Genomic DNA, 20,999 nt, shown 5'->3' with positions numbered 1-20,999 from the left:
TAAGTAATATCTAAAAAGGCTCTTAAAATGTTTGGTTATATAAGCTTCAAAGCCCGCATAATGTTCGGTTTTCTCGCCGTCATCAGTTTGATGACAGGCATTGTTGCGATAGGTTTGGTTAATTTTTCTCAGACTCAGCGCGACGTGGCGAAAGTGGATGATACTTTCCTGCCCAATGCGCTGCTGGCAGAGCGAATGGCGGTTTACACCGTACAAGTACAGCAACTTCTTACTCAAGCTTCAATCAGCCGGGATCCTGACAGCTTTCAGGATGCGGAGCGGGCTGCCGAAGACTTTAAACACGGCATCGCACAGTTCCGCGAGCGCCTGGCCGGGGAAGACGCGGCAAAAATCACCACAGAATTAGCGGCTATTAAGAACGGCCGCGTTGCAACGCTGGATAACGTCGCTTCGTCGGTAGTAAAAATGACAGAATTGACAGCGCTTGAAACCGGCTTTGACTGGTATTACAGCGAAGGCAAGCGCATGACTACGGTTTATGCTGCCGAGGGCGTCGAGGCCGGCAATCTGGTCATGAAAGATTTCAATAAATTGGCGAAAAACTTACGGACACAACTGAATCGGATTAAAAACCAGGGGGTGAACGACGCAAAAAATAACGCCCATGCCATCACCGAATCAACCAAGCGTGCGTCAATGATCATGCTGTCCATATCTTCGATCGGCATCAGTCTGGGGCTAGGCATTGCCGTCTACTTAACACGCTATCTAGACAAGCGGTTGGGCATTGATCCTTTCTTTGCGAAAGGGATTGCCATGGAAATCGCCGAAGGTAATTTGACTCGGAGTATTCAGGTTAATGAGAACGATACCAGCAGTTTGTTATATGGCATGAAGCATATGCAACAACAATTACTGGAACGCATAACGGCAGAACGCAAAGCGGCTGACGAAACCCTGCGCGTCAAGATTGCGCTGGACAATGTCAGCACCGGCGTCATGATTGCCGATAATGACCGCAATATCATTTACGCTAATCAGGAAGTGATCAATATACTCGACAAGGCCGAAATGGAAATCGGCCGCCAATTGTCAATACGCTCGATTAATAACCTGATCGGCGCCAACATGGATGATTTTCATGAAAACCCATCGCATCAGGCAAAAATGCTCACCTCTTTAACCGGCAGCTATGAGGCCGCCATGATGGTGGGTAGCCGCTCGATGATAGTGATCGCCAGTCCGGTAATTAATGAGCAAGGCCAACGATTGGGTACCGTGGCCGAATGGCACGATCGCACCGACGAGGTAATGGCTGAGAATGAAGTCGCCATCATTGTGGAAGCCGCTGCCGGAGGCGACTTCAGTATGCGTTTCGATCTGGAAGGCAAGGAAGGTTTTTTGCGTCACCTGGGAGTCGATATCAACCAGCTTATGCAAATCAGCGAAACCAGCCTCAATGAAGTCGTGCGCGTGCTCAATGCATTGTCCCGTGGCGACCTCACGGAAACCATCAGCAATGACTATTCCGGCATCTTTGGGCAACTCAAGGATGACTCCAATACCACGGTAGAAAAACTTAAAGCTATTATCAGCCAAATCAAGGATGCCATTGACGGCATTAACATCGGAACTAAAGAAATCGCTTCAGGCAATAATGACCTGTCACACCGCACCGAACAGCAGGCCGCCAGCCTGGAACAAACCGCCGCCAGCATGGAAGAGCTGACTTCCGCCGTGCAGCATAATGCCAAAAACGCCCAACAGGCCAACCAGCTCGCCGTTGATGCATCCAACATCGCGGGCAGAGGCGTTGAGGTAGTTGGGCAGGTCGTGATGACCATGGATGATATCAACAAATCGTCAAGAAAAATCGGGGACATTATCTCGGTGATTGACGACATCGCTTTCCAGACCAATATACTTGCTCTTAACGCTGCGGTAGAAGCCGCCCGCGCCGGAGAGCAAGGCCGTGGCTTTGCCGTGGTGGCCGTAGAGGTGCGCAACCTTGCGCAACGCGCGGCAACGGCTGCCGGAGAAATTAAAGACCTGATTAGCGATTCGGTAGATAAGGTTTCAGACGGCAGTAAGCTGGTAACTCAGGCAGGGCTGACGATGGAAGAAATTGTCGCCTCCATCCGCGGCGTTACCGATATGATGGCCGAAATCACCGCCGCCTCCTCTGAACAAAGTTCCGGCATAGAACAGGTTAATCAAGCTATCGCTCAAATGGACGATGTAACCCAGCAAAATGCCGCGTTAGTAGAGCAAGCCGCGGCAGCGGCGGAATCGCTGGAAGAGCAGGTGCAAAACCTGGTGGTCACAGTGAGCAGTTTTAAGGTGGATGACAGCTCAGTCAGCACTTGCCATTCTGTCCCTGGTTCGACAATACCTACAAGCAAATATAACAAGAGTCCATTGCTAACCACTGAAGCCGGTAACTGGAAGGAGTTTTAAGGAAGGATCGATAATCTCAATCTCACAAGCGCATTAACGAAACTTTATCGTATTGTTAATGGCAATAGAAAACTAACAAAAGAGTCTTGTTGGTGCAAGGTAAAGAGTGCATGCACAAGAATGAATTGCTTGTATGGGTCGAATGTAGGTAATCAAACAAGCTTGACTCAATAGCGAATACTGTAACCAATTGTAATTATTGTATAAATATTAAAAATTATTTTATTGGTTATTTGGGCGCAATATTTGCTTTAAATACAACAGGCATTCCTAAAATGAATCGCGGCAGTATGAGATTCAGCGGTTTATGAATATAAATGCGACCCGAATCGGCTATTTTTTAGAAGTGTCTTACGTTGTCATGAAATCGTCAACAAATATTCATGCCGTTGTTATATAGATAAGTTTTAATCTGTATCTGAAAACCAAAAACACCGTTTAAACGAAAATTTACGTTTTTTTACATGGTTTCTCCAGGAGAATAAAAAATGAATCTACTCAATTTTATCCAAAAAGAATTCTACGCATCATGGCATGAGGCCACCTGCCCACTATTTCCAGAGGGTTACGGTGAGAGTGATTATTTTTATACGGAACTGTCTAACTACTACCACTCAATCAAAGGCAAGACCATCGATACAAATAGCGGTGAGTCGCTATTTGCAGCCGGCAATGCTCCTTCTATTAATAGCAATCACTTGTCCATAGCTAAAGTACGGCGTCTGACTCTGCCTGAAGTATCAGTTCCGGCTGGTTTCCAGGCAAGAAATTGGAAGCCCGTTTGAATCCATAAGAATCCGGGTCTTACATTAAAGCAAGGCTCGGATTTCAGGCAAACATCAAACCTTAAGTAGGGCTATCGGTAGATGTCATGCCAAGATGTTCGTTTTACCAAGGATGGCTTGAGCGCCATAATCCAGTATACTTTGTAGCGACAACACTATGAATTAGTAGGAGGATTTATGAAGCGCACAATTTTATTTACGGCAATGCTGGCCTTGAGCAGTTTTGCAATTACCGGTTGCGAGCAAGAGAAAAAAACGGCAAAAGCGAGCCAAACCGCGGTAAAAAAATATGCCCAAGCGACTGTTTTGGAAGGCGTGGTCAGCAATGACAAAGGCGTGATTAAAACCGGCACGGTGGAAGTGAGCGATGAAAGCGGTCGTTTAATTACCCGTGCGACTGTAGACAGCGGCCATTACAGCGTCGAAGTTCCAGCCAATACCATTTTACCCATTCTGTTGACCTTTGCTTCCGAGTCGGGCACGGAGAAATTAGTCACCGCAGTCATTCATGACACGATTACGAAATATGAGATTAATCCATCAACGACGTCGATAGCTAGAGCTGCAAAAGCGATGGGCGGTTATACGCATGCCAATATGACCCGCGCGGCGGCAGACACCATACACACGCCCGATGCCAACAAGACCACAACCGGCTGGCGGGGTGATCCGACCACGCAATACGGCGGTTGGCATTAAGGGATATTTGATGAAGCCCTTCGGTCGCAATAGTTAGGTTTTGGGCGGCAGCCGCATAACGCGATGCCTATCTACCTAATTGCTCAATTCTTCATTATTCCCAGAACTATCGCAATATGTGCCAGCTCGGCGACAGTTGAGACTTTAAGTTTGCTTCTTATTTGCGTGCCGTAGTTGGCGACGGTTTTATAGCCCAGACAAAGTTCGTCGGCGATTTTATGGGCGGTTAAACCTTTTGCCAGCAGCAGGAATACGTCAAACTCTCTGGGGGACAGGGTATCGACAATGGTTTGGTAGTCGGTCTCGCTATTTTGCAGGGGCATGTTTTTCATCAAGCCCTGTTCGATATAAATCTCACCCCCGGCTATTTTCTGTATCGCTGTTACCAGAATGCCGGGAGCGCTGTTTTTGGTGATATAGCCTTTTGCGCCGGCATTCATGGCTCTATCGACATAAACCATTTCATCATGAACGCTAAATACCAGTATCTTGGCGTTACTGTCGCGGTTGCAAATGCGGCGTATGCTTTCCAGTCCGCCGATGCCGGGCATGGATAAGTCCAGCACCATCACATCCGGTTGTTGTTCCAGGTACAGCTGGCAGGCCGCTTCGCCCCGTTCGGCTTCGGCGATGACGTCAATATCGGCTTCGGTCGATAGCAGCATCCGGAAACCGGCGCGCACTACGGCATGGTCGTCAACCAGAATGACTTTTATCTTGTCTTTCATGGCAGTGGAATAGTCGCAATGATGCTCATGCCCTGGTGCGGCCGGGTCTGTATAATGAGTTCGCCGCCCAAACTGTTGATTCGTTCTCTCATACCCAATAATCCAAAACCGGTTTTGATTTTGTCGACAGCGCAACCTTGTCCGTCGTCGGTTACCTGTAGGCGTAACGCTGTTCCTGTTTTGGCCTGATGCTCGATTTCCAGGCTGATGGCGGCTTGTTTCGCTTGTGCATGACGAACAATATTGGTTAAGCATTCCTGCACGACTCTAAATATTTGAATGGTGATTTTTTGCTCCAGATAGTCGACTTCGTCAGGGCAGGTGATGGTGAGCTTTAACTCCGGGTTTCTGATCGACCAGTGGTTTAGCAGGTCCTCCATGGTTGCTTTCAGTCCGAGTTCGGTTAATACCAAGGGGTGCAGTTGATGCATCATGGAACGCACTACGGTCATTAAGTGGTCACAGACATTAATAATGGAGTCGGTCGCTTGTTTAATATCCGCCCTCGTTCCCACAGCTCCCGCTTGGGAACGCCCGGCAGTTACTGCCATGACTTTAATTGCGGTCAGCGATTGCCCCAGTTCATCATGCAATTCCTGCGAGAGTCGTTGTCGTTCGTCTTCCTGTATTTCCAGGGTGTGCTGGGTTAGTGCCCGGTTTTCCTGTTGGCTTTTATCGAGTTCACCGGTCATATGGTTGATGGCTTTGGCGATATTGTCATATTCCTGAATGGAAAAGTTGGGTAGCTTTTGCTGATACCGTCCGGTTTCAATGACTTTTAGCGCGTTAACAATGACGGCAATGGATTTAAGCGCTTTGTTAAAAGCCAGATTGACAGCCAAAAATGTAAATAGTGTCAACATAAAAAGCGAGCTAAAAAAGGCAATGCTCTCTTGCCAGACTTCAGTGATTTCATCTAGTGGGTTGGCCTGAATAATCAGGGTGATTTGTTCGCCGTTGAAGCTGGTGATTTGATGTTCAACTTTGGGATAGTGAACTGCAACCCGATTAATAAACCATTGCGGCGGTTTTTCGTCATTATTGGTTTGTTGATTTTTGTGGGCAAAACTAATTATTTGCCCTGAGGGTTCTTTGAGTTGAATACTTAAATGTCGGGTTTGATTCAGTGAATTAAACTTCGGCAACCAATCGGTTTCATTAAACGGAGTTTGTGAGGCTTGTGAAAAACCGAATGTTATTAACTGTACAGCCAGATTGATGGATGACTCGACTTCTTTATTTACCGCATCGCGTGCCTGCCAGATGGCTATCGATCCGCCCAGCATCAGGGCACATAGGGAAGAGATCAAAATTCGTATGTTGATTTGGTAACGCAGACTCATAGGTTTTGAAAACTCGGATCACTGCAACATCGGGCTGATGGTACGAAAAAACAGACCATTATTCATTCGCGCAGCATTATTCGCTATAGGAAAAATTCTTTTTTTCTGTAATATCGAAATTGTTTATTAAAAATCAGTTAATTATGCCATCTCGCTATGTTTGAGTAGCAATGATGGCTTACGGTAAGGGCAGTTATCGCCAGCACTGAAAGAGCTACCAAAATAAGCGGCACCCTCGTTGTATGCTATTCAGATACGTCGTTAACGCCGGCTTAACAAAACTATCAAGCCTGATTCTTCATGTCCGATTCTTCCGAAACTGCCAATTCGCACCGGAAGCATGACTCAATACCGTTCTGAGAAGTTTTCAATATTTAAGCCTTTTCTAAAGACTTTGGGGCTCCTATTGAGTGCTGAACGCAAAAACGAATAGCCAAAATATCCTTTCATCCAAATATTTAGAAATTGAGTAAATTTACAGTTGACAGGATGGGGAGTAAAAAGCATAATAAGCGTCTCAGTACGGCGCCTGTAGCTCAGCTGGATAGAGTACTCGGCTACGAACCGAGCGGTCGGGAGTTCGAATCTCTCCAGGCGCACCATACTGAACAAAGATTATTCCCCTGTAGCTCAGTCGGTAGAGCGGATGACTGTTAATCATTAGGTCGGCGGTTCGAGCCCGTCCGGGGGAGCCAAGTAAATAAAAGCCTTACATGTAAATGTAGGGCTTTTTTTATGCATGCTGTTTTTCAGTGGTCACTTTCAAACGGTCTACTCCAAAAGCCATTCTCAAAATTACTCTTAAGTATTGTATCGACAAAATGCGCGCTTATGATGTGTTAACACTTCAAGTTAGGCGGATTTTAGCTGCATTTCGTAGTCCACTGACGACAAATAGGTATTGGCGGAATGAAACGGCTCACGATTATAAAACACCTCGAACTACTCAAATAGATCCTGTTTAGCCTTGGCTCTGGTTTGATAGCGCTGATGATGAACCTATTCTGTTTTCAGCATATGAAAGAAGATTTCTGAGACACCATTATCCCAGCAGTTGCCTTTATGCTTTTTTTAACAAGCCACGTTTCTCTACTTTTTCCGGTAGCTCAGCTTTGCTCTTGCGTTTCAGCATGACTGGCTCGCACTTATGGGGGCCTATTCAGCGCTCATCCATCGCCCGATAGCACTACCTCATCTCTAATAATATTATAAATAGTGTTATGGAACCGCTCTGACTCAACAAGCGAATTTGACGACAACTGAAGAGATAGGGGGTAACATAGCGTCCTGCTTTTACGCCCGGACAGGGTGGTAACATCAGGGTGGCTGCTTTTGACTGTTTGATTTATCGGGGAATCAATCAGTAATATGCTTTTCTCGCAAATTGATTCCAATAGTTTATGTGTATGTTTTTGAATTATTTATTATTTTAATGCTTTCACCGGTAGCAACATGCACCGGTTAAGTGATAGCTTTCATTTAAGAGAATACGCATTTATTCAACAACATCCTCATGAGCTACGATACATCACTGAGGTTTTTATGACGACACTACTTTGGCTGCAAACCGGTTCCTGCGGCGGCGACACCATGTCGATTCTATGCGCGGACAGTCCATCACTGGAAGAACTCATTGATGAATACAGCATCGAGATGCTCTGGCAACCGTCCCTTTCCATAGAACCGACGAGCAAGCTGGATACGTTGATCGAGGCGATCATCGCGGATCAACAAGCCCTCGACATTTTATGCATTGAAGGCAGCATCATTACCGGGCCCAATGGCTCAGGCATGTACGATCCGTATCGGGGGCGTTCCAAAATGAGTCTGGTCAGTGAGCTGGTCGAAAAAGCCGGATATGTAGTCGCTCTGGGTACTTGTGCATCATACGGCGGTGTCCATGCCGCGCCGCCTAATCCGACCGACTGTCTCGGCTTGCAGTTCGATAAACAATCTCCGGGCGGATTATTACCGATCGAATGGCGATCTCGCAAAGGCCGGCCGGTCATCAATATCTCGGGTTGCCCCGCTCACCCCAATGCGATGACCAAAACCTTGGCCATGCTGGCTTCAGGGCTTCCACTGGAACTCGATCATCTTAACCGTCCCAAGGCCTTTTTTAATAGCACCGTGCATCAAGGCTGCACCCGCAACGAATATCATGAGTACGACGTGGAAGACACCGAGTTCGGCGATAAGGCCTGCATGTTCTTTAACCTGGGTTGCCAAGGGCCGGTCACGATGGCCATTTGCAATACCGAGCTCTGGAATGGCCGCAGCAGCAAGACCAGGGCAGGGGTGCCGTGTTTCGGCTGCACGTCCCCCGACTTTCCTCTGGATCAGGATCTGTTCCTCACCGAAAAAATCGGCACCATTCCGGTAAACCTGCCTCTGGGCGTAGAACGGGCCAATTACATGGCTTATAAAAGTCTGGCCCACGATGCGGCTCCCGACCGGGTGCTGAACAAGACGATGGATCCTTAACCATGACCAGAAGAACCATTCAAATCGACCTTAACCGGGTCGAGGGCGATCTCGATTTCCAATTGGAACTGGAAGACAACAAAATCGTCGATGCCCGTTGTATCGGCTCCCTCTATAGGGGGTTCGAACAAATCCTCGTGAGCCGTAAGCCCAAGGACTCGCTGGTGATCACGCCTCGTATCTGCGGGATTTGCGGCACCGCGCAATTAAATGCCGCGGTGCTTGCACTGGAACATATCGGGCAAATCCCCGTGCCGCCAACGGCCATTCGCATCCGCAATCTGTGTTTGATGGCCGAGACGGTGCAAAGCGATCTGCGGCAATCTTTTATGTTTTTCACTGCCGATTTTTGCCATTCCAAATATATTCATCGGCCGTTTTATGAAAAAGCGCGGACTGCTTTCCTGCCGTTTAAGGGCTGGGTTCATCGCGGCGCTCTTGAACATTCACGCCATGTCGTCGAAATTATCGCCCTGTTTGGCGGCCAGTGGCCGCACTCGTCTTATATGTTGCCGGGCGGAGTGACTACTCCTGCGAATAGTCGTCATATTATCGACAGCTTGTCCATCCTCAACAAGTTGACCCGATGGTTTGAACAGACCATTATCGGAACAGATCTGGATGCCTGGCTGGCGATGCAATCCGCCGACGAATTCTTTACCTGGCTGACGGCGAAGGATGCTCATGCCGACAGCGCCATCGGACTGTTTACGCTGATGAGCCGCGACATAGGCCTGCAACACGTAGGATTCGGCACTCCGCATATGATCAGCTATGGCGCTTATGACGACCCGGACGATGCCGGGACTTTTCCTCCGCATCGCAAGCATTTGTTCAGGGCTGGTTTCCTTAATGGCGATACTGGCGACATCGAGCCTTTCGAACAAGCCGAAATCACCGAGCATGTACGCTATTCATGGTTCCAGCCATATCAGGGCGGACGCCATCCGTTTCAGGGACAAACCATCCCTGATTACCAACCCCATTCAGATCGCTATACTTGGTGCAAAGCGCCCCGCTATCAGAACAAGGTCGTGCAAACCGGCCCGCTGGCAGATGCGCTAATCGACGGCGAGCCGCTGATCCGCTCGTTATATCAGGCGGAGGGGGGCAATGCCTGGCTGCGCCAGTTCGCGCGCTTACATCGCACCGCCCGGTTATTGCATAAAATGCGGGAAACGCTGCACGAACTGGCCGCACAGCCTAACGAGCCGCATATGATCTCTCCCGACGAGAAAGAAATCCCCGATGGAGAAGGCTTTGGGCTGGTAACGGCGGCGCGTGGCGCATTGGGTCATTGGGTGCAAATCACCGACGGTGTTATCAGTCGCTATCAAGTTGTTACGCCAACCGCATGGAATGCATCGCCCAAAGACAGCGAAGGCCGACACGGGCATTGGGAAAGCAGTTTGATTGGCTTGACTGTCGAGGATCCGGACGACCCGGTGGAAATCGGCCATATTATCCGCTCCCATGATCCCTGTCTGGTTTGTACCGTGCATCTACTCGACACCGGCAAACGCATCACCGTATGGCCCTAAGCTATGGGTACACGCCACATCGTTTGTTTTGGTAATGAACTGCACGGGGATGACGGCTTCGGGACCCGCATTTACGCAGAGCTTCGCCGGTTGACGTGGCCGGAAGATGTCGAAGTGTTCAATGCGGGCATCGCCGGACTCAATGCACTCCGATTTCTTGAGGATTGCAGTCAGGCGATTTTGGTCGATGCCTTGGCCAATTTCGGGAATGTCGGCGAGGTCTGCCTGCTAAGGCCGGAAGACTTGGCCGACAGGCCTGAGCAGCTCACCGGCCACGGCTTGGGAATTCCGTATTTGCTGGAGGCACTTAAAGTCATCAGGGAACCACTACCGGATATTCTGATCGTGGGTGTCGAAATAGCCGCCCTCAAACTCTTTTCTCCCGGCCTGTCCGATAAAACCGAACAGGCTGTAGCCAAAACCGTCCAATTGATACGAGGTCTTTTGTCGGAATGATCGGTCAAAGTCAAAATCTTCGCGATGCCATCGTCGAATCGGTAACATTTTTCGACTTGGCTACTCCGCCGCGCTGGAAAGGCCGCTTACGCTTACCCGGCGAGCATCATGCTATCGATATTCTGATTTTTAACATTCAGGGTGAATTTCAGGCTGTCCCGGCTCTCTGTCCTCATGAGGGTTGCGATCTGACGCATTGTCCGCTGCTCAATGAAAATATCCTTGTTTGTCCGGCGCACAGTCGACGCATCGATTTAAAAGGTTCCGAATTCCACGTCAAAGAACGCGACGGTCAATTTTTGGTATCCCTCAATGAAACCAACCTGTTTGGAGCAGCCGGGAATCGGCCTGAAATTATTTCCGGCAGCGAGGGTTCCGAAACAGTGCTTCAACTGCGGGATGAGATCGATAAGCTACGACTGGCCAATCAAAAACAGGAAAAGAAAATTCGCGTCATCACCCAAAGTATGGATGTCATGCTCAGCGAATCGGAACAGCAAAAGATAAAGCTCAAAGAAAAGGTGCTTCAGCAGCAGACCTTTAGCCGTTTTGTTGACCGCGTTATGGATACTATTGACGATCTCCTGATCGTCATTGATACGGAAGGCCGAATTCTCCAGCTGAATACGGCGGTGGAGCGCGAACTTGAGCTTACCGATGCTGAATTACTGGGAACCTGCATCGACGACTTGCTGACGGCTCTCGAACAACAGTATCTTGCGGCGCAATTGCCGGGTTTGCCCTGGCCTATCCGATCCGTGCTGCTGGAAACCATCCGGCTTAACGGACATTATACCGGGGAGCATGAGCTCTTGGGCAAAAACAGGGACAACATAAAATCCATCTATTGGTTGAAGAGCAGTTTGCTGCATTCGGAGCAGGGAAAACTGGAAGGGGCAGTTGTGACGGCCTTGAATGTCACCGAATTGAAAAACAGGGAAACTCAGCTGCAACTGAGTACCAAAGTTTTTGAAAATAGTACCGAGGCAATTTTTATCACCGATCCGCAGGGCATCATCATGGAGGTTAATGCAGCCTTCTGCGCAATTACCGGCTATGAGCGTTCCGAAGTGCTTGGCCGAAACCCCCGGATATTGAAATCAAAACTGCACGATAAGCTGTTTTACAAACACCTATGGCAATCGCTGTTAAATGAGGGGAGCTGGAAAGGGGAAATATGGGATCGCCGAAAAAATGGCGAATTCTGCCCGATGTTGCTTAGCATCAACGCCGTCACTGACAAACGGGGCCGGTTAACTCATTATGTGGCGATCTCCACGGACATCAGCCACCAGAAACAAACGGAACGGGAACTCAAACAGCTGGCGTACTACGATGTACTCACCAGTCTTCCCAACCGGTCTCTGTTCAAGGATCGGTTTGAGCACGAAATCTGTCTGGCAGAACGTAATAATACCCGTCTCGCCTTGTTTTTTCTTGATCTGGATCATTTCAAGAATGTCAACGATACGCTCGGCCATTGGGCTGGCGACTGTTTATTGCAAAGCATCGCAACGCGTATTCAAAACTGCTTACGAAAAACGGACACCGTTGCCCGAATGGGCGGAGACGAGTTTACCATCATCCTGCCCGGTTTAACCGGCATTACCGATGCCACCGAGCTTGCCCGAAAACTGATTGATGTCATGACAAAACCGGTGCAAATTAAAGACCACACGGTTTTCGTTGGCGTCAGCATCGGTATCGCCATCTTTCCCGATGACGGCAATGATTTCTATACTCTGACCAAGCATGCGGATACTGCCATGTATGCCTCCAAAGCAAAAGGCCGAGGCCTGTTTCAGTACTATGAAGCTGGCATGAACGAGGCGGCACATCAGAGACTATCACTGGAAAACGCATTGCGATTGGCCATAGAACAGGAAGAGTTCCAGCTTTATTACCAGCCCAAAGCCGACAGCCATTTAAGCCGGATAACCGGTGCCGAAGCGCTGATCCGCTGGAAGCGCCCCGGTTTCGGAATTATACCTCCGGACCGCTTCATCTCTATCGCCGAGGAAACGGCTTTAATCATTCCGTTAGGAAAATGGATACTGAAGACAGCGTGTTTGCAAGCCAAGGCCTGGGTCAATCAACTGGCAGATTTTAGAGTCGCCATTAATCTCTCGCCGCTGCAACTTCTGGCAGATGATTTTATTGTTGTTCTCGACCTTATTCTGACCGAAACCGGCACCAAGCCCGAATGGATTGAGTTGGAAGTGACCGAAGGTCTGGTCATGCTCGACATCGTAAAAGCGACCGAACGATTGCATCAAATCCGGTCGCGCGGTATCCACGTCGCGATGGACGACTTCGGTACCGGCTATTCATCTTTATCCTATTTGCAAACATTACCCATCCAGACGCTTAAAATAGACAAATCGTTCGTTCAGGCTTATACCGATGACCCCGCCTCGAACGAGGCGGCATTTATCAAGACCATCGTATCCTTGGGGCAAGTTTTGAATATGAAAGTTGTCGCCGAAGGCGTAGAAACCGAATCCCAGTTGACGCTATTACAGTCTTACGGTTGCGATGAGATTCAGGGATATTATCTCTCGCCGCCGGTGCCTGCAGATGAATTTCAGAGGCGCTGGATTGATCATGGCGTTGTTGGATGAATCAAAGAATGGAGTTCTGGCGCATTAAGTGCAGAAGGCTGGAACCGGTTCGCTGCTTTGCTTTGAATGGCTGATGTGAAACTGTGATTTATCCCTATCGTGCTGTTGACAAGCAAGGGCGGGAGGTTACTTTCCTGTTGACGGGAAAACGCGACCAGGCCGGACGGGAAATAATACCCTTGAAAAAAATCACCATTAATAACCTTGTCCCACTCATGTGGATAATAATTCGAAAAGTGGCGGGCAGGGATAGTCATGCATGAATTATCGCTACTTGAGAGTGTGCGGGAAATTCTCGAAAAAAATGCACTGAGCCAACGATTCAGTAGGGTAACCAAAGTAACCTTGGAAATAGGCAGGTTTTCCAATGTTGAGCCGGACGCATTACGTTTCTGTTTTGATGTCGTCATGAAAGATTCGTTGGCGGAAAATGCCGAGTTGATTATTTCCGAACTTAATGGGCTCGGGATTTGTCAGCAATGCCAACAGCAATCAGAAATGAAAACGTTATACGATACTTGTGTTTATTGCGGCAGTCCTTTTGTTAAAGTCATTCAGGGTTCAGAAATGAAGATTAAGGATTTAATTGTTATCTGATTTCGTGCGAAACGAAACACTCTTACAGGTTTTATTGATCCATGTGGGGTGTCAATATCTTTCCGGGCGCAGATCTTAACGCCATCTTGTAGTCCACCGGCGGCAATTCGTTTTACTGTTAATCATTCGGACCCGTCCGGGGAAGCAAGTCAATAAAAAACCTTATATGCAAATATAAGGTTTTTTATTGTTCAGACTAAGGCAAAGGAGTGTTTGAGTTGTAATCGGCTTGTCGAATACGCCAGTCGGGCTTAGTAAGAAGTCATGCCTTTTTTAAATAGCCGATATTAATCGACTGTCCATTGCACCAGACCGCTGTATGACGTGGCAATAACAAGTAAGCCAAAGACTATCCGGTACCATGCAAAAATAATGAAATCATGATGACTGATATAACGCAATAACGCCTTGATTGCCAACAGCGCGCTGATGAATGCGGCGACCAGTCCTGCGGCGAAATAGGGGGCATCGGTTGCCAAGTCTAATAAATCGCGGTGTTTATATAAATCATAAATACTGGCGACAATCAGTGTGGGAATCGCCAGAAAAAAAGAGAATTCAGTTGCGGCCTTGCGCGAAAGCCCGAATAACAAGCCGCCGATGATGGTTGCGCCGGAACGCGAAGTTCCCGGAATCAACGCGAAAGCTTGTGCGATACCCAGTTTTAACGCATCCAACGGGCTTAAATCTTCGACCTCAAGAATGCGGATTTTATGTTCCCGTTTTTCCGCCCAAATAATTACGAAAGCGCCAACGATAAACGCAAGAGCCACCGGAATAGGCTTGAATAACACGGCTTTGATGTATTTGCCGAACAGCAAGCCCAGGCTTGCTAAGGGTATGAAGGCAATCATCAGGTTAAAGGCGAATTTTTGTGCCGACTTCTGATTGGGCAGGCCCATGATAACGGTAGCGATTTTGGTACGGTATTCCCAGCATACTGCCATGATAGCGCCGACCTGAATAACAATTTCAAATAACTTACCCTTGTCATCATTAAAACTCAGCAAGTCGCCAACCAGGATCAAATGCCCGGTACTGGAAACCGGCAAAAATTCGGTCAGGCCCTCAACAATGCCAAGAATGATAGTTTTAAGCGTTAATATTAGATCCATATTTTATCTGTAAAGTGAGTGAATCGGGGATGACAGTCCGTCTGCTCTGGTTGGAGGCAGCTTTATCTATAATAAACTGCCGAGCGGCAAAAAAACAAACATCCGATCAGTAAAACTCGAATTCGTCATCCCGCTTTCAACAGCAAGATGACTAAAACGGGTGCATTGCCTCCCTGGCATTGTTTATACTATGCGCAATAATTAGAGCATTTCTGGCCTTGCTTTCACTATTTCAGTAAAATGTCAGGTTACGACTGCATGGACATATATTTGCTCCTGCAATACCTGCATTCCCCACGTCCATGTGGGTTATGCAGGATAAAGCGCCCATAGGCGGTACATGAAGCAATTGCCGATGCTACGCTCTTGTGCCCTATGGGTACAACCTACATTTTTAATCTGTGCATATCCGCCGTAACAGGATCAATCAATGACCAATAGTTTAATCTCAAAAATCACCGGACAGAATGACGTCGATCCAGCAGAAACCAGGGAGTGGATTGAAGCGCTGCAAGCCGTGTTGGAACAGGACGGCAGCGAGCGTGTACACTTCCTGATTGAGCGGTTGGTTGAGGTCACCCGACATGCGGGATTCGACATCCCTTTCAGCGCCAATACCGCCTATATCAATACTATTCCCGTTGAACAACAGGCGCAGTTTCCCGGTGACATCGATATAGAACACAATATTCGCGCTTATGTACGCTGGAATGCGATGATGATGGTGTTAAGGGCGAATAAGCACACCAACGTCGGCGGGCACATCGCCAGTTTTGCTTCGGCGGCTACTTTATATGATGTGGGTTATAACCATTTCTGGCGCGCGGCTTCCGATCAGCATGACGGCGATCTGATTTATACCCAAGGCCACTTAACGCCGGGTGATTATGCCCGCGCTTTTTTGCTGGGACGATTGACGCTGGAACAGATGGATAACTTTCGCCAGGAAGTGAACGGCAATGGTTTGCCGTCTTATCCTCATCCCTGGCTGATGCCGGATTTTTGGCAGTTCCCGACGGTTTCTATGGGGCTTGGGCCGATTATGGCTATTTATCAGGCGCGTTTTATGCGCTATTTACAGGATCGCGGTTTTGCCGATACTTCAAACCGTAAAGTCTGGAGCTTTCTTGGCGATGGTGAAACTGATGAGCCCGAATCTTTGGGCGCCATCGGTATGGCCGGACGGGAAAAGCTGGATAATCTTATTTTTGTTATCAACTGCAATCTGCAACGTCTCGATGGACCGGTGCGCGGCAATGGCAAAATCATTCAGGAACTGGAAAGTGAATTTCGCGGAGCCGGTTGGAATGTGATCAAGCTGGTTTGGGGGCAGCGTTGGGATGCATTGTTGGCTCGTGATAAAGACGGGCTGCTGGTGGCTCGTATGATGTCCTGTGTCGATGGCGATTATCAAACGTTTAAAGCTAAGAACGGCGCTTATGTGCGTGAACATTTCTTTAATACCCCGGAATTAAAAGCCATGGTTTCCGACTGGTCGGATCGTGACATCTATGAACTTAATCGCGGCGGACATGATTCGGTTAAAGTATTTGCCGCTTTCCATGCGGCGGTAAATCATCAAGGGCAACCTACCGTCATTCTGGCTAAAACTATTAAAGGTTACGGCATGGGCGATTCTGGAGAAGCCCAGAACATTTCTCATCAACAGAAAAAAATGAGCCCCAGTTCGTTGAGTAACTTCCGTAGCCGTTATGCGTTGCCGGTTAGTGATGAAGAGCTGAATGACCTGCCTTACCTCAGCTTCCCTGAAGGCTCAAAAGAATTGGCTTACATGAAGAAGCGCCGTAGCGAACTGGGCGGCCATTTGCCCGCCAGAAGGGCCAAATCTTATGCATTGGATGTGCCGGTATTGAGCGATTTCAAGCCGTTACTGGAAGCCAGCGGCGAAGGTCGGGAAACTTCCACTACCATGGCTTTTGTACGCCTGCTTAACATTCTGACTAAAGACAATAATATCGGTAAACGCATCGTACCGATTGTTCCCGACGAATCCAGAACATTCGGTATGGAAGGCATGTTCCGGCAACTGGGCATCTGGTCTCAGGTTGGGCAGTTGTATACCCCGCAAGATGCCGATCAGTTGATGTTCTACAAGGAAGACAAGCACGGACAGGTATTGCAGGAAGGCATCAACGAAGCGGGCGGTTTGTGCGACTGGATTGCGGCGGGTACCTCGTATTCAACCCATAACGTGCCGATGATTCCGTTTTTTATTTACTATTCGATGTTCGGTTTTCAGCGGGTCGGCGATTTAATCTGGGCGGCCGCCGATCAACGCACCCGAGGCTTCTTAATGGGCGGCACCGCGGGCAGAACCACGCTGAACGGCGAAGGTCTGCAACATGAAGACGGACACAGCCATTTGATGTCGGCAACCGTACCCAACTGCGTGTCCTATGATCCGACTTATGCCTATGAACTGGCGGTGATTATTCAGGACGGTTTACGGCGCATGTATGTCGAACAGGAAGATGTTTTCTATTACATCACGGTGATGAACGAAAACTACGCCCATCCTGCGATGCCTAAAGGCGTGGAGCTGGACATACTGAAAGGCATGTACAGCTTCAAGAAAGGTGCTAAAAAGAAAGCGCCGCGCGTCCAGTTGTTAGGTTCAGGAACGATTTTCCGTGAAGTCGAAGCAGCGGCCCAATTGCTGAGCAGTGACTGGGGCGTGGAAGCCGATTTATGGAGTTGCACCAGCTTTACCGAGCTGGCCAGAAACGGTCAATTCTGCGAGCGCTGGAATCGTTTGCATCCCACCGAAACGCCTAAAAAATCGCATGTCTCACACTGTCTTGCCGATGCGCAAGGTCCGGTAATAGCCGCCAGCGATTATACTCGCGCCTTTGCCGAACAGATTCGCGGTCTTATTTCCGCTCCTTATACAGTGTTGGGTACCGATGGTTTCGGCCGTTCCGATACGCGCGAAAATTTGCGCCGGTTTTTTGAGGTAGACCGCTACCATGTCACGATTGCAGCGCTAAAGAGCTTGGCAGACTTGGGGCAGTTCGATGCCGCCAAAGTGGATGTGGCTATTGCCAAATACGGCATAAACCCCGATGTAACAGCACCCTGGCTAATTTAAGGAAGGAATTGAAAAATGGCTGCTCTAATTGAAATTAAGGTTCCTGATGTCGGCAATGTTGCGGATATTGATGTAGTCGACGTATTGGTTAAACCGGGCGACGTGGTGAAACTGGAACAAACCCTGGCGGTACTTGAAACCGACAAAGCCAGTATGGATTTACCATCCAGCGCGGCGGGTACGGTGCAGGAATTGTTTATCAAGCCCGGCGATAAAGTCTCTGAAGGGACGTTGATTGCGACGGTATTGGCAAATACTGAAGTGGCTAGTGCCGTACAACCGGAACAGCCGGTACAGGAAGCAGTTGCGCCTGCACCTGCACAGGTCGAGTCCGCCAGTGAGTCGGCCGTTGTTAAACCCGAACCATTGCCGGAAATCTTGGCTGATAACGGTTCAGCAAGGGCGGCCCACGCCGCACCCGGTGTCCGGCTTTTTGCCCGAGAGCTGGGCGTTGATATACACAAAATAACAACCGGCAGCGGTCGCAAGGGACGCATTTTAAAAGACGATGTGAAAAACTTCGTCAAGAAGGTTATGGTTGAAGGCGTAGCGCAAAGCGGCGCAGGAATTCCGCCCATGCCGACTGTCGATTTTTCAAAATTCGGTGAGATAGAAGAGCAGAAACTCAACAAAATCAAGCGACTGACCGGGCAGAATTTGAGTCGAGTGTGGCTGAATCTGCCGATGGTGACGTACCATGACGAAGCGGATATTACCGAAATGGAAGCATTCCGCAATGCGCTGAATGCCGAAAAATCCAAGGATGACATTAAAATTACCGGCTTGATATTTATTATCAAGGCGCTGGTTGCCGCCCTGGAACAGTTTCCGCAATTTAACGCGTCACTGTCTTCCGATGGCGAAAAACTGATATTAAAGAAGTATTTTAATATCGGTATCGCGGTCGATACGCCCAACGGTTTAGTGGTGCCGGTGTTACGCGATGTCAACCGTAAAGGCATCAACGAATTATCCGCCGAACTGGCTGAAACAAGTAATAGAGCCCGTCTGGGCAAGTTGATGCCTGCTGAAATGCAAGGCGGATGCATCACTATTTCCAGTCTCGGCGGTATCGGAGGCACGGCTTTTACGCCTATCGTCAACGCTCCCGAAGTGGCTATACTCGGTGTCACCCGATCCAAAATGCAACCGGTATGGGACGGCAAGGAGTTTGTGCCGCGCCTGATACTGCCGCTCGATCTGACTTACGACCATCGGGTGATTGACGGTGTAGAAGGCGCGCGCTTCATGGCCGCCATTAAACAGTATTTGGGCGATATTCGCCGCTTGTTACTTTAATCAGGAGCATAATATGGAGGCTAATCCAGCGATTAACGAGTCTGTGACACATGCAGACGTTCTGGTATTGGGCGGCGGTCCCGGCGGTTATACGGCGGCATTTCGCGCTGCCGATTTAGGCAAGCAAGTGGTGTTGATCGAGCGTTATCCGGGCCTTGGCGGAGTGTGTCTTAATGTCGGCTGTATTCCGTCCAAGGCTCTGCTGCATGTTGCACAGATCATTCACGAAGTCGATGAGTTCGAACAGCACGGCCTCAATTACGGCAAGCCGACTCTTGATATAGGCAAGATTCGCGCCTGGAAAGAAAGTGTTACCAATACGCTGGTTGATGGGCTTGCCCGTTTGGTAAAGCAGCGCAAAATAACCTTGATTCAGGGTACGGGACGATTTACTACGGACCACATGGTCGAGGTGAAAACCGAAACAGGTATACAAAACGTCAGTTTTGATCAGGCGATTATTGCTGCCGGATCGCATCCTACTAAAATTCCTGTTTTCCCAAATGATGATCCGCGTTTATGGGATTCGACCGATGCGCTGGAGTTAACAGAAATCCCCAAAAAACTGTTGATAGTCGGTGGCGGCATTATAGGCTTGGAAATGGCCACGGTTTACCATGCGTTTGGGTCGGAAATCAGTGTGGTTGAACTGATGGATCAAATCATTCCGGGCTGCGATAACGACTTGGTTACCCCTTTGTACCGGCGTATTAAAAAGCAATATAAAAACATTTGGCTGGAAACTCGGGTTACCTCAATTGAAAAACACAACGACGGTCTCAACGTTTCTTTTGAAGGTAAAGGCGCGCCGGATTCGGCTATATTCGATGCGGTGTTGGTAGCCGTAGGACGTAAACCTAACGGTAAATTGATCGGTGCCGAACTGGCAGGCGTTAATGTCGATGAACTCGGTTTTATTGCTGTCGATAAGCAGCAGCGCACCAACATCCCGCATATTTTTGCCATTGGCGATATAGCCGGAAATCCCATGCTGGCTCACAAGGCTTCTCACGAAGGTAAAGTTGCCGCCGAAGTTGCATCCGGTTTAAAAGCGGGCTTCGATGCCTTAACCATTCCATCTGTTGCCTATACCGATCCGGAAGTAACCTGGATGGGTTTGACTGAGAATCAGGCTAAACAGCAGGGCATAGATTATGACAAAGCCGCTTTTCCTTGGGCGGCCAGCGGACGCTCATTAAGTCTGGGGCGCAAGGAAGGCTTGACAAAGATACTCTGTGAAAAGGAAACCGGCAGAATTCTCGGCGCAGGCATGGTCGGTCCCAATGCCGGCGAATTAATTGCCGAAGCGGTACTGGCTCTGGAAATGGGTGCCGATGCTGAAGATATCGGTTTGACTGTCCACCCACATCCAATGTTATCTGAGACTTTCGCCTTCGCCGCCGAAATGATCACCGGTTCGATTACCGATCTTTATATTAAAAAATAAGGCTTAAAAGTATTAATCCGAGGTTACTTACATGGATGTAGGTAAGGAGTTCAGGCTCTTTAATATTGAATATTGCCTTTAACAAACAGTCGGGTTTAAAGGTCGAGATAAGGCTGGATTTTCAATGGTCTTGAGAAGTAAATAAATCCTTATTGGCTTTGGAACCTGTGTAAAATATCCGCCAAGTCTGCATCTTATTGCTTAATTCTGAAAAATATGAATTCCTCTTTGCTATCGAAGTGAGAGTGATATTTTTTTGGATATATAATGCCTTGCTTACAGGATCGTAGGTAAAAGGACGTGAGCAGAAGTTTGCAGTATGAGCCGTACAAATTTTTAATCCTCAATCAAATATTA

General features: G+C 48.5%; 14 protein-coding genes and 2 tRNA genes. 13 read left to right on the top strand and 3 right to left on the bottom strand.

Translation table 11 applies throughout. The annotated features are described in order from the left end of the window. The first annotated feature begins 27 nt into the window (after nucleotides 1–27). From Q8L79_RS01770 to Q8L79_RS01760, 3 genes are all read left to right on the top strand, one after another. Nucleotides 28–2,418 carry a methyl-accepting chemotaxis protein gene (locus Q8L79_RS01770; protein WP_305267491.1) on the top strand — a complete coding sequence of 797 codons (2,391 nt, stop codon included), beginning with the start codon at nucleotides 28–30 and terminating at the stop codon, nucleotides 2,416–2,418. A 488-nt stretch (nucleotides 2,419–2,906) separates the two neighbouring features. Beyond that, complete coding sequence (locus Q8L79_RS01765) at nucleotides 2,907–3,203, top strand: hypothetical protein (protein WP_305267489.1); 297 nt, start codon at nucleotides 2,907–2,909, stop codon at nucleotides 3,201–3,203. Nucleotides 3,204–3,380: 177 nt separating this feature from the next. After that, complete coding sequence (locus Q8L79_RS01760) at nucleotides 3,381–3,902, top strand: hypothetical protein (RefSeq protein ID WP_305267487.1); 522 nt, start codon at nucleotides 3,381–3,383, stop codon at nucleotides 3,900–3,902. Nucleotides 3,903–3,985: 83 nt separating this feature from the next. On the opposite strand, the gene Q8L79_RS01755 is transcribed toward Q8L79_RS01760, so the two are convergent. Both Q8L79_RS01755 and Q8L79_RS01750 read right to left on the bottom strand, forming a co-directional pair. Continuing rightward, complete coding sequence (locus Q8L79_RS01755; RefSeq protein ID WP_305267486.1) at nucleotides 3,986–4,630, bottom strand: response regulator transcription factor; 645 nt, start codon at nucleotides 4,628–4,630, stop codon at nucleotides 3,986–3,988. After that, nucleotides 4,627–5,973 (bottom strand): histidine kinase, encoded by a 1,347-nt coding sequence (locus tag Q8L79_RS01750; protein WP_305267484.1) that lies wholly within the window; start codon nucleotides 5,971–5,973, stop codon nucleotides 4,627–4,629. The genes Q8L79_RS01755 and Q8L79_RS01750 overlap by 4 nt, the downstream gene beginning before the upstream one ends. A gap of 525 nt (nucleotides 5,974–6,498) precedes the next feature. Here Q8L79_RS01750 and Q8L79_RS01745 point away from each other — a divergent pair. The 7 genes from Q8L79_RS01745 (at nucleotide 6,499) to hypA (ending at nucleotide 13,672) form a co-directional block, all read left to right on the top strand. Then, nucleotides 6,499–6,575 (top strand) — tRNA-Arg (locus Q8L79_RS01745). 17 nt (nucleotides 6,576–6,592) lie between these two features. Then, nucleotides 6,593–6,668: transfer RNA gene (locus tag Q8L79_RS01740), tRNA-Asn, on the top strand. Between the two features lie 847 nt (nucleotides 6,669–7,515). Further along, nucleotides 7,516–8,457, top strand: a complete 942-nt coding sequence (locus tag Q8L79_RS01735; RefSeq protein ID WP_305267482.1) for an NADH:ubiquinone oxidoreductase — start codon at nucleotides 7,516–7,518, stop codon at nucleotides 8,455–8,457. Nucleotides 8,458–8,459: 2 nt separating this feature from the next. Further along, complete coding sequence (locus tag Q8L79_RS01730) at nucleotides 8,460–9,998, top strand: nickel-dependent hydrogenase large subunit (RefSeq protein WP_305267480.1); 1,539 nt, start codon at nucleotides 8,460–8,462, stop codon at nucleotides 9,996–9,998. Between the two features lie 3 nt (nucleotides 9,999–10,001). Continuing rightward, nucleotides 10,002–10,454, top strand: a complete 453-nt coding sequence (locus Q8L79_RS01725) for a hydrogenase maturation protease (protein ID WP_305267478.1) — start codon at nucleotides 10,002–10,004, stop codon at nucleotides 10,452–10,454. Further along, complete coding sequence (locus tag Q8L79_RS01720) at nucleotides 10,451–13,075, top strand: EAL domain-containing protein (RefSeq protein ID WP_305267476.1); 2,625 nt, start codon at nucleotides 10,451–10,453, stop codon at nucleotides 13,073–13,075. Before Q8L79_RS01725 ends, Q8L79_RS01720 begins: the two co-directional genes overlap by 4 nt. Nucleotides 13,076–13,330: 255 nt before the next feature. Next, on the top strand, nucleotides 13,331–13,672 hold the full coding sequence (hypA, locus tag Q8L79_RS01715; protein ID WP_305267474.1) for a hydrogenase maturation nickel metallochaperone HypA: 342 nt from the start codon (nucleotides 13,331–13,333) through the stop codon (nucleotides 13,670–13,672). 287 nt (nucleotides 13,673–13,959) lie between these two features. Here hypA and Q8L79_RS01710 read toward each other — a convergent pair whose 3' ends face one another. Continuing rightward, nucleotides 13,960–14,787: an undecaprenyl-diphosphate phosphatase gene (locus Q8L79_RS01710; protein WP_305267472.1), complete on the bottom strand. Its 828-nt coding sequence runs from the start codon at nucleotides 14,785–14,787 to the stop codon at nucleotides 13,960–13,962. Nucleotides 14,788–15,217: 430 nt separating this feature from the next. On the opposite strand from Q8L79_RS01710, the gene aceE reads away from it, so the two are divergent. The 3 genes from aceE to lpdA are packed head-to-tail and all read left to right on the top strand — an operon-like array spanning nucleotide 15,218 to nucleotide 20,642. Further along, a complete protein-coding gene (aceE, locus tag Q8L79_RS01705) occupies nucleotides 15,218–17,896 on the top strand; it encodes a pyruvate dehydrogenase (acetyl-transferring), homodimeric type (RefSeq protein ID WP_305267470.1) in 2,679 nt (892 codons plus the stop codon). Nucleotides 17,897–17,911: 15 nt separating this feature from the next. Beyond that, entirely contained in the window at nucleotides 17,912–19,195 is a 1,284-nt protein-coding gene (gene aceF, locus Q8L79_RS01700) for a dihydrolipoyllysine-residue acetyltransferase (protein WP_305267468.1), read from the top strand. A 13-nt stretch (nucleotides 19,196–19,208) separates the two neighbouring features. Next, a complete protein-coding gene (gene lpdA, locus Q8L79_RS01695; RefSeq protein WP_305267466.1) occupies nucleotides 19,209–20,642 on the top strand; it encodes a dihydrolipoyl dehydrogenase in 1,434 nt (477 codons plus the stop codon). Nucleotides 20,643–20,999 lie beyond the last annotated feature (357 nt).

Origin of the sequence: Methylobacter sp., from assembly GCF_030680395.1 — a bacterium.
In the GTDB taxonomy this organism is placed as follows: Bacteria; Pseudomonadota; Gammaproteobacteria; order Methylococcales; family Methylomonadaceae; genus Methylobacter_A.
Note: the sequence above shows the minus strand (reverse complement) of the source record. Positions and strands in the feature narration are given on the sequence as shown.